Source organism: Paenibacillus sp. J5C2022 (assembly GCF_025567625.1).
Taxonomy (GTDB): domain Bacteria; phylum Bacillota; class Bacilli; order Paenibacillales; family Paenibacillaceae; genus Pristimantibacillus.
On the sequence record NZ_JAOQJC010000036.1, the window covers coordinates 63291 to 78536 of the forward strand.

Annotated in this window: 12 protein-coding genes; 5 read left to right on the top strand and 7 right to left on the bottom strand. The window is 54.2% G+C overall.

Annotation, left to right across the window (positions count from 1 at the left end; translation table 11 throughout):
- The first annotated feature begins 29 nt into the window (after positions 1-29).
- On the top strand, positions 30-1517 hold the full coding sequence (locus tag M6D81_RS23825) for a DUF4153 domain-containing protein (protein ID WP_262679665.1): 1488 nt from the start codon (positions 30-32) through the stop codon (positions 1515-1517).
- 49 nt (positions 1518-1566) lie between these two features.
- Positions 1567-2421: a metallophosphoesterase gene (locus M6D81_RS23830; RefSeq protein ID WP_262679666.1), complete on the top strand. Its 855-nt coding sequence runs from the start codon at positions 1567-1569 to the stop codon at positions 2419-2421.
- 209 nt (positions 2422-2630) lie between these two features.
- Here M6D81_RS23830 and M6D81_RS23835 read toward each other — a convergent pair whose 3' ends face one another.
- Positions 2631-3347, bottom strand: coding sequence for a DUF421 domain-containing protein (locus M6D81_RS23835; RefSeq protein WP_262679667.1), 717 nt, complete (start codon positions 3345-3347; stop codon positions 2631-2633).
- Positions 3348-3526: 179 nt separating this feature from the next.
- Between M6D81_RS23835 and M6D81_RS23840 the strand changes: the two genes are divergently transcribed.
- Positions 3527-5140, top strand: a complete 1614-nt coding sequence (locus tag M6D81_RS23840) for a Na/Pi cotransporter family protein (RefSeq protein ID WP_262679668.1) — start codon at positions 3527-3529, stop codon at positions 5138-5140.
- A gap of 185 nt (positions 5141-5325) precedes the next feature.
- Here M6D81_RS23840 and M6D81_RS23845 read toward each other — a convergent pair whose 3' ends face one another.
- From M6D81_RS23845 to M6D81_RS23855, 3 genes are all read right to left on the bottom strand, one after another.
- Positions 5326-5496 carry a hypothetical protein gene (locus M6D81_RS23845; protein ID WP_262679669.1) on the bottom strand — a complete coding sequence of 57 codons (171 nt, stop codon included), beginning with the start codon at positions 5494-5496 and terminating at the stop codon, positions 5326-5328.
- A gap of 48 nt (positions 5497-5544) precedes the next feature.
- Positions 5545-6741, bottom strand: a complete 1197-nt coding sequence (locus tag M6D81_RS23850) for a ParB/RepB/Spo0J family partition protein (protein ID WP_262679670.1) — start codon at positions 6739-6741, stop codon at positions 5545-5547.
- Positions 6742-6837: 96 nt separating this feature from the next.
- Positions 6838-7359: a TlpA family protein disulfide reductase gene (locus tag M6D81_RS23855; RefSeq protein WP_262679671.1), complete on the bottom strand. Its 522-nt coding sequence runs from the start codon at positions 7357-7359 to the stop codon at positions 6838-6840.
- Positions 7360-7691: 332 nt separating this feature from the next.
- On the opposite strand from M6D81_RS23855, the gene M6D81_RS23860 reads away from it, so the two are divergent.
- Positions 7692-9548 (top strand): FAD-dependent oxidoreductase, encoded by a 1857-nt coding sequence (locus M6D81_RS23860; RefSeq protein WP_262679672.1) that lies wholly within the window; start codon positions 7692-7694, stop codon positions 9546-9548.
- A gap of 844 nt (positions 9549-10392) precedes the next feature.
- Here the strand turns inward: M6D81_RS23860 and thiD are convergent.
- The 3 genes from thiD to M6D81_RS23875 are packed head-to-tail and all read right to left on the bottom strand — an operon-like array spanning position 10393 to position 13416.
- On the bottom strand, positions 10393-11304 hold the full coding sequence (gene thiD / locus M6D81_RS23865; RefSeq protein WP_262679673.1) for a bifunctional hydroxymethylpyrimidine kinase/phosphomethylpyrimidine kinase: 912 nt from the start codon (positions 11302-11304) through the stop codon (positions 10393-10395).
- Positions 11301-12110 carry a WYL domain-containing protein gene (locus M6D81_RS23870; protein WP_262679674.1) on the bottom strand — a complete coding sequence of 270 codons (810 nt, stop codon included), beginning with the start codon at positions 12108-12110 and terminating at the stop codon, positions 11301-11303. The genes thiD and M6D81_RS23870 overlap by 4 nt, the downstream gene beginning before the upstream one ends.
- Positions 12097-13416 (bottom strand): helix-turn-helix transcriptional regulator, encoded by a 1320-nt coding sequence (locus tag M6D81_RS23875; protein WP_262679675.1) that lies wholly within the window; start codon positions 13414-13416, stop codon positions 12097-12099. The genes M6D81_RS23870 and M6D81_RS23875 overlap by 14 nt, the downstream gene beginning before the upstream one ends.
- A 250-nt stretch (positions 13417-13666) precedes the next feature.
- On the opposite strand from M6D81_RS23875, the gene M6D81_RS23880 reads away from it, so the two are divergent.
- Positions 13667-15085 carry an RtcB family protein gene (locus tag M6D81_RS23880; protein WP_262679678.1) on the top strand — a complete coding sequence of 473 codons (1419 nt, stop codon included), beginning with the start codon at positions 13667-13669 and terminating at the stop codon, positions 15083-15085.
- The last annotated feature ends 161 nt before the right edge of the window (positions 15086-15246 follow it).

Here is a 15246-nt window from a genome sequence, read left to right on the forward strand (position 1 = left end):
AAGGAATAAAGCGGCAAGGAGTGTGGAAAATGCGAAATCCGGCACCGTGGAGGCAGCGATATGACGGTATGCTGCGCCTGGCTATTCTGCTTGGCCTGTTCGGCCAATACTTATTTCTCGGGAGAGCTGCGGGACTATCCGTACCCTTGTATTTGCTCTGTGTCTACGGCATGTTCTTCTACGCGGCCAGAGGCCGAATGGGAGGGTTCGAGCGTTGGAGAGGGCAGCTGCGATCGGGCTTGCTTCTGCTCATCCCGATCTTTTTGCTGTCGTTGACCTATATCCTTTACAGCAATCTCTTCTTTCACCGCTTGAACGCTATCGTACTCATTATACTTGTCACTGCCCAAATGATGCTGTTGACCAAAGGGGGCTCCGTTCCCTGGCATCGCCTGCAGTTTTACAGGGAGATGGTCCGCCAGCTGTTCGTGCAGCCCGTGCTGCATATACGGGAGCCTTTCTTGATATTGGGAGGCTGGCTGCGTGCGGGCGATGCAGAGGGGAAGGAACGCAGCCACATTCTGAAAGTGCTGTCCGGCATGCTGATTGCCGCGCCCTTGCTTCTCATTATAGTGGCGCTGCTGTCATCGGCGGACGGCATCTTTCAGTCGTGGATCAACGCTATACCGCAAGTGCTGGAGCAAGCGGGCTTGGACGCCGTCGTGGCGAGAATGCTGACGGCGCTTGTCATTACAATATATCTCTTCTGCTTCATGTGGAGCCTGTTGTTCCCCGGCAAGCCGCGTCAAGCGCCCTCCGCTCCTCCAGAGGGAGAGAAGGCGGCAATCGGCATGAATGCTGTAACGGCAGGAACGGTGCTTGTATGTGTGAACGCGGTATACGCGCTGTTCGCATTCCTCCAGTTCTCTTATTTATTCGGCGCAGCGGAAGGCCTTCTTCCGGAAGGGATGGCGTATGCGGAGTACGCACGGCAAGGATTCGCCGAATTGGTCCTGCTCTGTCTGATGAATCAGGGACTGCTGTTGATGGGGCTGCACTTTATTCTGCCTGCCGGAGCGCTTGGCGAGCTGGCAAGAAGAGTATTGCTCAGCCTTCTCGTCTGCTCCACCTTCGTCATGCTGGCCAGCGCTTATATCCGGTTGTCGTTGTATGAGCAAGCATACGGCTATACGCATGCCAGATTGCTTGCGCACGGCTTCATGATCTTCCTTGGCTTGCTGCTCGCCGCCGCTCTGATCAGGGTATGGGTGGATCGCTTCTCGCTGGCGAAGGCGTATCTATGCGGCGCGATTGTCGCTTATGTCGTCATCAATTATGCCAATCTGGATGCCAGAGTAGCGGAGAACAATGCCGAGCGGTATGCAGCGTCAGGCGAGATCGATATCCCTTATCTGCTCACCTTGTCGGCGGATGCGGCGCCTGCGGTGATGAAGCTGCACCGGCGGTATCCTGACCTGGCGGAGCTGGAAGGGTGGCTGGAGGAGTTGAGGAAGAAAGCTGGTGACAGGGAGCATTGGGCGTCCTGGAATTTATCTTGGCAGCGAGTGGAACCATGAAGGAGCTCCCACCGTCTTGTAGAAATACATTGAGATAGGAGGGACATGGATGAGCAGAGGCAAAAGGTGGCTTTATGTGTATATACCAAGCTTTCTATTACTGTTGAGCGTGTTCTTGTACGAGGAGAACAATCATATCGGCATTACGGCTTATTCGATCAGCTCAAGCAAGCTGCCGCAGGGGCTGGACGGCTATCGGATCGTTCAGCTGTCGGACCTGCAGAGCAAGATGTATCCCAAGGACCAGTACCCGATCGTGTCCAAAGTGAAGCGGTTGAAGCCGGATATCATCGTCATGACGGGCGATATGGTGGATGCCGGCCATTACGATGAAGAAGCGACGATGGCATTGATGAGAGGAGTGGCGGAGATTGCGCCCGTCTACTTCGCAGCGGGCAATCACGAATATGCGGCGCGTACGTTCAAGGGGCTGGAGAAGAAGCTGACTGGCCTCGGGATACATGTGCTGCGGAATGAACAGGTGAGGATTAAGGCGGGCGACGGGTACATCTCCCTCATCGGGGTGGACGACCCTATCTTCAACAAGAAGGAGGATGGGGATGTCGACAAGATGACGGCACATCTCCGGGAAGCGATAGGGGAAGAGGAGCTGGAAGACTACAGCATTCTGCTGTCCCATCGGCCGGAGCTGTTCCATGTCTATGCCGATCGAGGCATTGATCTGAGCTTTACCGGCCATGCGCACGGAGGCCAGTTCCGTCTGCCGATTGTCGGGGGCGTCTATTCCCCGGGTCAGGGCATGTGGCCAGAGCTGTCGGAAGGCATGCATGAGAGGGACGGTTCTATGCTCGTCATTAATCGCGGACTGGGCAACAGCACATTCCCCCAACGCCTGTTCAATCGTCCGGAGATTGTGCTTGTGGAGCTGGGGTCGAATATTTGAGTTCGAGCATCTCGAAAACTTATATATTCTTGGGGAAGAAGGTTTAACGCATGCGTCTCCTCCAAAAAAAAGGGACCCGCAGCAACGGGCTGCGGGTCAAATCTTTATATTATTAAAAAGGGGGTCGAGTACTAGTATAGCCCCTTTATGTTAAGGTACGATGTTCGTAATATTTCAATCAGATTACAAATGATGGATTCCTGTCACATTCAATGATAGACGGGCGGGAGCGGACCGGCGGAATGGTAGCCGGATATCGATAGCTCCTTCTTGTCGTTCAAAGAAGCGAAGAATACGTCCGCAAGCCGAATGCTGCTGTCGTTCAGCTGCTGCAGCAACCAGACCTCGCTGTATCCAAGCTTTTGCAATGTTTGGGATTGGATAACGCCTTCCTTAATAACGGGATAAGCGACCCCAAGCTTGTCGCTCGCAAGGCCGGCATGCTCCATAGTTACATTTTGGCTGCTCACCTTCTTCAGAACGCTTAGTCCTCCATTACCCTCCAATATAGCCATATCGACGGTCGATGGATCGAAGATTTGGTACTCCCGAAGCAATAAGAGAAGATCATCCACCGTATATTGGGCCTTCTTTACATTTTTATGAATAAACCTTCCGTCCTTCATGACGATGATGGGCTCGAACGTAATCATCTTGCTGAATTTGCGGTATTTCAACATGAGGTAGGAGGTCGCCTTCTGCAACAGGCCAATGGCTGCTATCGCGATTGCTGTATGAATATGCTCAATGCGGGGATCGGCAATATCCGCTCCAACGACGGAACCAAGCGAAATAATAATAAGAAAGTCGAATATCGGCAGCTGCGCGATAGAGCGTCTGCCCATGAATAAAGCGATGATCAGCAGCAGGGGGAAGATCGTGTAAATTCGCCCCAGAACTAGCAGAGAATCCTTGACGAAATGCATAGTTTTCCCCCGTTAGCGAAAGATAATTGTGTTGCAAAGCGCTTCCAGTAGTACAATTTGCAAAATGGACGAAATTTATGCCAATCAAGATTATATTAAGCATTTGTAAATTCGACTTAATCTTATATAATGGTATAGGACTTGCGTAAAAACTGATTTGTGTGGCGGGAGGATTTCAGGTGGATTGGCAGGAGATTATCTTTAAATTTGTCGGGGGACTCGGCATCTTCCTGTTCGGCATCAAGTACATGTCGGACGGATTGCAGAAGACAGCAGGCGATAAGATGAGAGGGTTGCTGGCCAAGTATACTTCTAACCCATTGTTAGGCGTTCTGGTCGGTATTATCGTCACGATTCTTATCCAGACCTCCACAGGCACAACCGTTATGGCCATCGGATTAATCAATGCCGGACTCATGACCTTGAGGCAAGGGATCGGCGTCATTCTGGGGGCCAATATCGGGACGACGATGACCGCATTTATCGTAGGTATCAAAATTGAGGAGTATGCACTTCCGATTATTGGCGTGGGAGCGGTTCTTCTGTTCTTTATTAACAAAAAGCGGGTGCAGTACATCGGTCAAGTCATATTCGGATTCGGTACGCTGTTCTTGGGGCTTTCGACGATGGGGGGCGGATTGAAGCCGCTTAGGTCATTGCCTGAATTTACCGATTTCATCGTCGACCTGTCGCATACGCCAATACTGGGAGTATTCGTCGGCACCGTATTCACGATGATCGTACAGAGCTCCAGCGCAACGATTGGCATCCTGCAGACGATTGCCGATGAAGGCATGATTCAACTGAAAGGTGCATTGCCGGTATTGTTCGGCGACAACATCGGGACGACGATTACTGCGGTGCTGGCATCGATCGGAGCGAGTGTCGCAGCCAAGCGCGCGGCGCTTGTGCACGTTATCTTCAATGTGCTGGGTACCATTCTGTTCGTGCTTGCATTGGATATCGTGTATGAGGTCGTCATGTGGATGGGTGAAGATGTCAATATCCGAATGCAGATTGCGTACGCGCATGGCTTCTTCAACGTGACGAATACGTTGATCTTCCTGCCATTCGTATCCGTGCTGGCTTGGATTGTGACGAAGCTGATTCCAATGAAGGAGCAAGAGCTGGAGTTCAGACCGAAGTATCTGGATATCAGATTGCTTGCCAACCCTTCCATCGCGCTCGGCCAAGCGCAGCATGAGATTATTCGCATGGGCAACTTGGCGCGGGAGACGCTGAACGATGCGTCGAGCTTCTTCTTCAAGCGCGACAGCAAGACGGCTAACCTGGCGCTTCAGAAGGAGCAGCTGGTCAACGAGCTTGACCGCAAGATTACCGATTACATGGTGAAAATTCATCAGAACGGCCTGACGGAAGGCGAGTCCGAGGTTGCATCAGGCTTAATGCACACGATTAACGATATAGAACGCATCGGCGACCATGCTGAGAATATTGTGGAGCTGACGGAGTTCAGCATCAATAACAAAGTAGAATTCTCCGTTGAAGCGGAGCGCGATCTGAAGCTGATGCTGGAAGCGGCGGACCATACGCTGACCAGAGCGCTGTATGCACTGGAGCATAACGACAAGGAAGCGGCTTCCGACACGCTCAAGGGAGAAGCGGAGCTGGATCGGATGGAACTGGAATTCCGCAAAGCGCATATAGCGCGGCTGAATCAGAACCTCTGTACAGGCAATTCGGGTGCGATCTTCCTGGACATCTTGAGCAATCTGGAGCGTGTGGGCGACCACAGCAAAAACATTGCCCAATACGTGCTTCGCGACGAATAAATGATCACATAAGGTTTTTACCGCATATGACGGAATGAAATGAGGGGCTGTGCCAGGTCTTGTAACCTAGGTACGGCCCCTTGTTGCGTTTGTTATCCGTCTGCATGTTACCCGTCTGCATGTTATCCGTCCGCATGTTATCTGTCTCGCATGTTATCTGTCTCGAATGCTATCCGTCCCGAATGCTATCCATCTCGCATGCTAACCGCCGCATCGGCGATCTGCTGCTCGACGCCCGACTGGTCATCTCCGTGACCGCCTTGCCCTCCAGCGCTCTGCATCTTCCATCGTGCCGCGCCCTCCAGCATGCCGAACCCTCCAGTGCGCTGAACCCTCCAGCATGCCGAACTCTCCATCGTGCCACAGCTCCCGCCAAGGCGCTTGTCCCGGAGGCAGCTGCTTGCTTAGCCTTGTTCGTTCGTTGCCTTGGCCAGTGCTTTCTTCCATACGCCCAGTAACAGCTCCAGCTCCATGACATACTGCTCTGCTTCCAAGTTGAGCACCCCTTGATCGGTTGGCGCAGATGCGTGAAGAACGGAGGCGTATGTATCCGACAGGGCGCCATGTCCGGATATCGTTGACCGCATGGCTTGCAGCTCGGCCAGCATTGCCGCTGCTTCCCATTGCTGCGAGCCTCCGGTAGGCGCACTTTGCTGCATGCCAGCGCCACTCGTATGACTGTTGTGCTCAGTGAGACCGTTTGTTAGGGATGCTGCCCGTCCTTCCGTACTCTGGTCTGTCACACAGCGAGCATCGCCACTTGTCCGGGTGTTGGGGGGAACGGCTTCAACCGGCTGCCCAGCAGCCGCGGCATGCCGCTCCGTCAGCTTCGCTTGTTCCTCGGCTTCCCGTACCCTTTCCGCCTGCTCCTCCGCCTTCCTCGCTTTCTCCTTGCGATTTTGTTCGAAGGTGGACCAAGTCTCCAGCAGGCCGCTGCCTGACTTGAGCAGGAGCTTGTCTTTCGTGGCTTCGGATATCGACTTGTCCTTGAACAGCTTGGCGATTTTACGAATATCGCTGACAGGAAGCTCGTCCCTGGCGGCCGTAAGCGCGAGCGTATCGCGGTATTCCATCGGCAAGCTCTTCAGCGGCATGAGCTGCTCCTCCGTCAGTCTGTCCTTGCGGATTTCCGTACCGCTTACGATCAGCTTTTTGACGGCGTTGCTGAACACCAGCAGGTCGCACTTGTTTTTGATATAGCTCTCCGGCTTGCCCAGCTTAGCCGACAGGAACTTGACCGAGCTGCGGAACTTGGGATCGTTCAGCAGCTTATTGAAAGCTTCCGCTTCTTCGATGGGAGAGAAGTTCTCCCGAGTCAAATTCTCCGCAATTTGCTCCAGATAGATTTCCATCTCGTCCGTCGCGCTGGAGACGATGCAAGGAATAGTGGGCAGCCCCAGCAGCTTGCTTGCCTTGTATCGGCGATTGCCATATATGATCTTGTAACGGCCGTTGTCCAGCTTTCTTACCTTAATCGGGGACAGAAGCCCTATCTCCTGTATGCTGTTCATGAGCTCTTGCAGCGCTTCTTCCTGGAACTGGTACCTGGGCTGATCCTTGTCCTCATCGATCAACTCCATCTCGATAGGTATAATATTCACGGCGGCAATCCCTCCTGTATCTAGGTTCGAACCATATCTCTACATTATAGCAAAATACGGAGCCGACATAAGAGGGAGATGGCGTATGGTGTGAAGTTATCCGTGTTTCGCCAGTTTTTTGAATGCCGCTTCAATCGTATCCATCTCGCTGCTTCCGATAATGGCGTCCGTCACTTTGCCGGACCGGTCGATGAAGTAAAGCGTCGGAAAGCCTCTTCCGTTATATTGTCTGAATACATCACCATTGGCGTCAAGCAAGACGGGATAAGGAATCTCATGGCGTTCCACATATTTCACAACTTCTTCACGCTCGTCCCTGTCGATCAAATTCACGCCGTATACATTCACCCGGTCCTTGTATTTCTCATAGAGCGCAACCATCTTAGGCGCATCCATATTGCAATAGGTGCACCAGGAGGTGAAGAAAGAGAGAACGGTAGGCTTGTCGGTGTAGGCGACATTCATTAATTTGTCGTCTTGCAGATTATGCAGAGCGATGCCGTTCAAGGAGCTGCTTATGTTTGACTGCGGTTCTTCTTTGGCATTGTTGACCACGATCAGTATGCAGCCTAATAATGCTAATCCAATGATCATGCCGCTCCATATTTTTTTGTTCATCCGATTATTTTCATTCCTTTCCACTGTCGCGCTTTTATCATTATACTGGAAAAACTGTGCAGGAAATACCTTTTGTGAGGATGTTTCTAGTTATAGTCGTTATTATTGCATCATAAATTTCCGGCAGGGAAATATACCGTTGGAAGGGAAATGGCAGACGATGTAGCCTTGGTTGGAGATAAGAAAGTTGTGCGAATGAGGAGCTGTAGGCGATGTAGCCTTGGTTGGAGTCAGGAAAGTGTGCCATTGGGAATCCGTTCTCTCATAAAAGCGACAAATCGTTACATAATAAGCCCAGTCGGAAGATCATGGTCAGGGAGGATGATGGAGGCATGATGTATAGCAAAGTAGCAGTTGGATGTGTGTTGGCAGGACTTCTCGCCATGTTGTTTGTCCCTGCGCCTGCCGCTAATGCGCAGTCATATCAGGAACACTATGACGTTATCGTGGCAGGGACAGACCCGGAAGGGATAGCGGCGGCCGTGTCCGCTGCGAGAAATGGGTTGAGGGTGCTGCTGGCGGACGGCAAGGGGCGTGAAGAGATAGGTGGGCTCATTACGCTTGGGTGGCTAAACTCGCTGGATTTGAACTACTCTCCGGTGAAGAAGCAAGGACGAAGCGGGCACCGTTTTCTGAACAGGGGGATATTCCAAGAATGGTATGATCGTCTGGAAGGTACGTCGATTGATGTGGTCTCCGCGGGAGGGGCGTTCCGCCAGTTGGTGGATCATGAGGAGAATATTACGGTCAAGTTGAAGCTACAGGACTGGAAGCCGATTGTGCGTAATGGGAAGCTGGAAGGGCTGGAGATAACGGATGCTGCGGGAAAGGTTGAGCGGGTTCACGCTTCCGTCGTCGTAGATGCGACGCAAGATGCGGATATTGCTGCGATGGCGGGTGTGCCTTATACGGTCGGACGCGAGGATCTGGGTGATCCGTCGTCCAGAATGGCCGTTACCCTCGTCTTCAAGATGCGTGGCATTACCGATGAAAGCTGGAAGGCGATCGGCAGACGCAAGGACACAGGGCGGGACGACAGAAGCGCATGGGGATTCCCCGAGGCAAGCCGATATGTCTCGTCGCGCCCGGAACGCGTAGCGTTGCGCGGGCTGAATATCGGACGGCAAAATGACGGTACTGTCCTGATCAATGCGATGCATCTATTCGACGTCGACCCGCTGGATGCGTCATCGCGAGCGGAGGGCATGCGGATCGGACGCGAGGAAGCTCCCAAAATCGCTGCATACTTGAAACGAAGCTTCAAGGAATTGGAGCAGCTAGACTACGCGGGAACGGCTCCCGAACTATATGTACGGGAATCGAGGCACATACAAGGAGAATACCGCCTCACGATGGCGGATGTAATGGAGAATCGCGACCATTGGGATGCCATTGCTTATGGCTCCTACGAAGTGGACATTCAGCGGCTGAACCGCCACGACAACGGAGCAGTCATGATGGCGCCGTTGCAATACGGCGTGCCGTACCGCGCTTTGGTACCGCTCAAGGTCGATAATCTGCTCGTTGTAGGGCGTTCCGCGAGCTTTGATTCCTTGCCGCACGGAAGTGCGCGCGTTATTCCGCTGGGAATGGCAACGGGACAAGCGGCGGGAGCAGCCGCGAAGCTGGCACTGGAGCGGGGAATAACCGTCCGCGAGCTGTCGCGGTCGAAGGAAGCGGTCCGCATGCTGCAGGAGCGGCTTTCGTCTCAAGGCATGGATTTGGTCATGCATGACTTGGTCGAGCCGGCGTATATGAAGCACCCGGCATATCGAGGGCTGCTGGCCGCTGTCAGCATGAACTTGACGACAGGCGGTTACAGCAATGATCGCTGGAACCTGGATGGGACGGCCGGTACGCATCGTTTTCAAGAGATGGTGGGGAAGCTGGCGGTAATACATCCACAATATTTCCGAAGAATGTCTGATGATTTGGATGGCGCGGGGACTCGTGAAGCATCGGTTATTGAAGGGGAATCGCTGAAATTACAGGAGGCAGCCTATATCATGTGCGCGGCAGCGGGGGTGAAGGCGGATCGGGGACATGCGCTTGATGTGCTGCTGGATAGGGGGTGGGTAAATCGCGAACGGGTGGAGTCATTGGGTAATCAAGCCGCATTAACGAATGGAGAGGCGTTCCTTCTCATCAGAGATCTTCTCGAGCATTATGCCGGAGTAGTATATGAGTAGATGAGTAGATGAGTAGGTTAGGGGGGATGGGAGAAGGGGGAACTGGGCTGTATCGCTCATTATGCTCACATAGCTGCCGGAAGTGAGCTGGAAAGTGTACGCTATCGCTCAAAATGATCGCATAGCCGCGCCAACCATGCCCCGTTCGCCGCAAAGTCGCCTTCTATCCGCCCATTATGCTCACATAGCCCCTGCAAAAGAGCTGAAAAGTGTGCGCTATCGCTCATTATGCTCACATAGCCCCGCCAATCGTGCCCCGTCCGCCGCAAAGTCGCCCTCTATCCGCCCATTATGCTCACATAGCCCCTGCAAAAGAGCTGAAAAGTGTGCGCTATCGCTCATTATGCTCACATAGCCCCGCCAATCGTGCCCCGTCCGCCGCAAAGTCGCCCTCTATCCGCGCATTATGCTCACATAGCCCTGCAAAAGAGTAGAAAAGTGTGCGCTATCGCTCAAAATGCTCACATAGCCGCGCCAATCGTGCCTCGTCCGCCGCAAAGTCGCCCTCTATCCGCTCATTATGCTCACATAGCTGCCGAAAGAGAGCCCCAAGTGTGTGCTATCGCTCAAAATATTCACATAGCCCCGCCAAAAGTGTCCCGTCCGCCCTAAAGTCGCTCTCTATCGCCCATTATGCTCACATAGCCCCTGCAAAAGAGCTGAAAAGTGTGCGCTATCGCTCATTATGCTCACATAGCCCCGCCAATCGTGCCCCGTCCGCCGCAAAGTCGCCTTCTATCGCTCATTATGCTCACATAGCTGCCGAAAGAGAGCCCCAAGTGTGCGCTATCGCTCAAAATGATCGCATAGCCGCACCAAGAGTGTCCCTAACCGCTTGGCCGGCCTAGCTTTGCCGCCTGCGATAGGCGAAGTGGTTCGTCGGGCCTTGTCCGCCGCCGATACGCAGCCCGTCTTCGATGGCGGCTTGAATGAACGCCCGAGCAACCTTTGCGGCTGCGAGCACATCGCGTCCTCTAGCCAGCTCCGCAGCTACGGCCGCCGAGTACGTACAGCCCGTTCCATGGGTATGCGGCGTATCGATCCGCCGCCCTTCCATATAGTGGAAGTTAGCCCCGTCGTAGACCATGTCTACCACCTTGTCCTTCGTGGCGGGATCATGCCCGCCCTTCAGGATTACACATGCCGCACCCATCTGACGGATGCGCTTGGCTGCTTCTTCGCGGTGGGACAGCCTCGTAATCGTCATGCCGGCCAGCTCTTCCGCCTCAGGCACATTGGGAGTGATGACGCGTGACAGCGGAATTAGCCGATGCGTCAAAGCATGCAGTGCTTCCTTGCGCAACAGCGTCGATCCGCCCTTCGCCAGCATGACGGGATCGATGACCAGATTACGCCAGCCGTACTGCGCGAGCTTATCCGCCACGGCATGCACAATATCGCCGCTCGCAAGCATGCCCGTCTTCACCGCATGCGGCGTCAAGTCTTCGCCGATGGCATCCAGTTGCTGTAGAACGGCGTCCGTGCCTACCTCGTGGATGCCCTTGATGCCAAGCGTGTTCTGCGCGGTTACCGCCGTAATGACGGACATGCCGTACACACTCAGCTCCTGGAATGTCTTCAGATCGGCTTGAATGCCCGCGCCGCCTCCGCTATCCGAGCCGGCAATGGCGAGTGCGAGTGGAACACCGGCATATGATGCCGATGTCGCCAGTCTGTCGTCTTGAAGTGAGTTTGACTGTGAAGGCGACACGTGCGTCGCAGCATGATATATATGATTGGCTGTCGATCCGCTCATGATTCCCTCTCCTCGCCATATCGTTCCATGACCCACTCTACCGTTTGACGCATGCGCTGGATGAGCCGCTCATTCTGAATCACCTGCACCCGCTTGCCGAGGAAGCGCAGCTTCGACAGCACATACTCCAGCTCATCCTTGGCGAAATAGAGCGTAATCCGGTATTCGCCGGTTTCCTCGTCGTAATCCATATCGCGCTCAAAAGGTGAAAATGCGTACAAAATGCGCGACAGCTCCTCATTATATTCCGGCACGATGCGGATAATCGCCGACGTCTGCTTGCCTGCCAGCCGCTTTTTGACGGTGGCAAGCAGCTCCGCATACTGTTCTTGCGAGCATTCCGTCTCCCGAAACGCCACTATTTTGCTAAGCCGGGTGCTCATCATCATGCGCTGACGAACGTGAAGCCAGAGCAAGTACCATTCACGCTTCACCATGGAATATTCCAGCTTGTAAGGAAGGGCGGCAACATGCTCATGGCATCGCCCATCCTTCACGCCGTAATCCAACTGCAGCAGGCATCCCTTCATGATGGCCCGTCGCAGCGGGCGGATAAGCGGGTGATAGACTTGCGTTTCCCGCCCTGCAGCTTTCATGAGCAGATGCCGGTCCCAATCCGGCATGGCCTCCTCCGCCAAGTGCCGCTTCAGCTTGTCCAGCGTATCCGGCAGCATTGCCTCGGCCGCCGCTTCGTGCGCTAGCATCCCCTTCAGCCAGCTCCGTTCATGGGAGGTAGTCATGAATGTGCCGTTGTCATGAAGCCGCGACAGAATTTGATAGTTGAATATTTTCTCAAAGAGGCTCATAGTATGCTCCGATCTCCTTCCACTCCCCAACCAGCTCCTGCCGCAGCCAAGCCGGTTCCAGCACCTCGCAACTGGAGCCGAAGCTTCTGATCCATGGCTTGATCTCGGTCGTTCCGTTCACTTCAATCTCGTAGATGAACCCCTCTTCCTGCTCCTCGGTAATCGTTCCCCACTGGCCTTGATGCCGCACCCGATCCTTCACGAAGTTCGGGATAGACGGTCCCGGATTGTAAAATTTCAGGCGAATGAGCACCTTGCGGCCCGTATCGATTAACCAGCTATGCTTCACGCGACGTTCCAGCAGCTCCAGCTTCTCCGAATATTCGTCCTCCGGCACGACATCCGTGACAGCCAGCTGCGTGATGCCCTCCATCCGGAACTTCTGCACGTTCAGTCCGCGGCTGAAGCCTAGCAGATACCATCTGCCGTACTGGTGGTCATAGACGATCTTCAACGGGAGAAGCGACACTTGCTTGCCCATGTTATCCCTCTCGTAGAGCGGATTCGTATTGCGGGAGGCGTAGCTTGTCGCGCGCTTCGGGGTGAAGTACAGGAACGAGACGCGGCGCCGCTCCTCGATCGCTTGCAGGAGGCTGAACAGATGAGCTTCGTCCAGAATGCGGGAGTAGAAATGGTATTTGTACAACGCGGCTTCAAGCCCGTCGTGATCATCCTTGAATCCGTCCCGAAGCAGCTGCTTCTTCAGACTGTCCCGAAGCAGATAGCCCTGTACGGAGGGGAGCTGGGTGTTGGCCATAATATCGACGAAATCGTACAGGTCCAGCAGCTCGTCCGCAGTCAGCTCGCTGATCCAGTCGTTGCGCAGCTGATAGCGATACGGACGCGAGCTTCCCAGCTTCTGAATAACGCCGACACCCTCCAGATACTTCAGGTCGCCGCGAATCGTCTTCTCGTCCGGTAAGGAAAGAACTTCATCCATTCCCTCGCAGCAGATGTCAAGCAGTTGGAGCGCAGTCTGCGGGCTGTCCTGCATGGCCGTAAGCAGAAGAGACAAGCGCTGGCTTTCGGATTCCTTCAACGATTTTCCCTTGAACAGGAACAGCAGCACGGGATCGGCGGAATCGGGATAGCTGTAACGCAGCATATCGCCGAAGTCCTTGTCGGTCTTAGCCGGTCCCGCTTGCTGAACGGTGCTAGCGATCTCCTTCAGCCGCCGGGCCATCTTGTCGTATGTATGCACAGAGATGCCGAGGCGCTCTGCATACTGCTGGCGGTTATATGCGCCGCTAGTGAGCGCCAGCATGCGCAAGTATTGAATCTCTCTATCGAAGCTTTCTCTGGCCATCCGCCTACATCGCTCCTTTCCAGACTATTGTAGCAGGAGAAGAAGAAGAGAGTAAATGCGTGCAGAAATTTGCCAAGTCGTAATACTTTCACCATGTTCGCAAGAGGAGAATTCAGGCATGATAGAGGCAACAGGAAGCGGCAAGCGGGGAAGAGCGAGCGGCGGGCGGCTGGCAAAGATAAGAAGCTGGCTGTGTAATGCATACGCCACCCCAGATGACCGCGGGAGTGTAACGGGAGGAATCAGCACGATGAACCATCAATATAAATACCACGGCAATAATCACTACGAATGGGAACTGAACAACGGCAAGCTTCATGTATTCGCCAATGAAGAGGTGTTCGGAACGTTCGAGGGCAAAGTGTACGAGATGGCGGACAATAACCTGCGTATTCCGCGCAACCAGTATATCAGCTATACGCCGGACGCTCATGTGGGCGTCGGAACGTGCATCGGCACGACGGCGGTATGGCGAATGAAGGATGGCTGCGTATCGCCATCGATCGTCGGCTCCGATATCGGCTGCGGCATGAGGGTCCATCTTACCCCGCTGCATAAGCGGGATCTGATGGATAAGAGCTTGCGCAGAGCGATCATGAACGCGATTGAGCAATATGTCCCGACGAATGAGCGGACCAATACGAATTACGCGGATATCGACATTATGGAGGTTGTCCGCCACGGTCTGAAGGGACTGCCGGAGAAATATGTGCCGAACGAGCGCTGGCTGACGCATGTCGAGCATGCAGCCTTTGCATACGATCAGCAGTATCTGGAGCAGCTGCCGCCCAAAATCCACAAGCATGCCCACGGGCAACTGGGCTCGCTTGGCGGCGGCAATCACTTCATCGAGCTGCAAGCGTTGGAAATACCGGAAGGTATGCGGCGGCTTGCAGAGCAATGGGGCATGTTCGACGGGCAGGTTGTCGTCATGATTCATTCAGGCTCCCGAGCATGGGGCGCGATGGTGGGCCGCGAGCATAATAAAGAGATCAAGGCGGCTATGGACGCTTGGGGCATTACGAACCCCGACCCGCAATTGATCTATGCCCCTATCGCAAGCGCGGAAGGCAAGCGGTATCTGAATCTGATGTACTCTGCGCTGAACTTCGCCGTCAGCAATCGGCATATGATCGCTTTCGGCGTGCAGCAGGCGTTCCGCGATGTGCTGGATGCGGAGATGGAGCTGCCGGTGCTGTACGATCTGATGCATAATTATGCACTGCAGGAATTTCACCGCAAGGAGCTCATGCTGGTGCATCGCAAGGGAGCGACGCGCGCACTGCCGCCGGGACACTTCCTGAACACGCCGGCTTATAAGGCGACGGGCCATCCCGCTCTCATACCGGGCTCCATGGGCACCGCCTCGTATATTATGGTCGGCCGGGAGGAAGGCGCGAAGAACTTCTACTCCATCTGCCATGGCGCCGGGCGCATCCGGTCCCGCCGGGCGACGAAGGAGCTCGTCACGGTGGATGAATTCCGCCAATCCATGAAGGTGGGGACCGAGGATGAAGTGCTGGTCAACCACCGCACGCTGGAGACGATACTGGATGAATGTCCGCAGGCTTACAAGGATGTCGACCAGATCATTGACAGCGTCACGGGCGCTATGCTCGCGGATGTTGTGGCGAAGTGCAAGCCGATGGCGGTAGTGAAAGGCGTCTAGGCGATAAAACCAACTTATCCTTCCGAAGCGAGTTTGCTTTGCAAACTTTAGGCCGCTCATCTTCGAAGGGCCTCGTTAGAGGTTTTCTCAGAAATATAGAAATTATAAGTTCCGGGGTCCCCTGCAAAGCAAAGTAACTCAGTAAGCTTCGAATCGGAGCC

Bases quoted from the DNA above. Each gene is read 5' to 3' on its own strand.
- M6D81_RS23825 (WP_262679665.1), top strand. From the start codon at position 30: ATGCGAAATCCGGCACCGTGGAGGCAGCGATATGACGGTATGCTGCGC.
- M6D81_RS23830 (WP_262679666.1), top strand. From the start codon at position 1,567: ATGAGCAGAGGCAAAAGGTGGCTTTATGTGTATATACCAAGCTTTCTA.
- M6D81_RS23835 (WP_262679667.1), bottom strand. From the start codon at position 3,347: ATGCATTTCGTCAAGGATTCTCTGCTAGTTCTGGGGCGAATTTACACG.
- M6D81_RS23845 (WP_262679669.1), bottom strand. From the start codon at position 5,496: ATGGAGAGTTCGGCATGCTGGAGGGTTCAGCGCACTGGAGGGTTCGGC.
- M6D81_RS23855 (WP_262679671.1), bottom strand. From the start codon at position 7,359: ATGAACAAAAAAATATGGAGCGGCATGATCATTGGATTAGCATTATTA.
- M6D81_RS23860 (WP_262679672.1), top strand. From the start codon at position 7,692: ATGATGTATAGCAAAGTAGCAGTTGGATGTGTGTTGGCAGGACTTCTC.
- thiD (WP_262679673.1), bottom strand. From the start codon at position 11,304: ATGAGCGGATCGACAGCCAATCATATATATCATGCTGCGACGCACGTG.
- M6D81_RS23870 (WP_262679674.1), bottom strand. From the start codon at position 12,110: ATGAGCCTCTTTGAGAAAATATTCAACTATCAAATTCTGTCGCGGCTT.
- M6D81_RS23875 (WP_262679675.1), bottom strand. From the start codon at position 13,416: ATGGCCAGAGAAAGCTTCGATAGAGAGATTCAATACTTGCGCATGCTG.
- M6D81_RS23880 (WP_262679678.1), top strand. From the start codon at position 13,667: ATGAACCATCAATATAAATACCACGGCAATAATCACTACGAATGGGAA.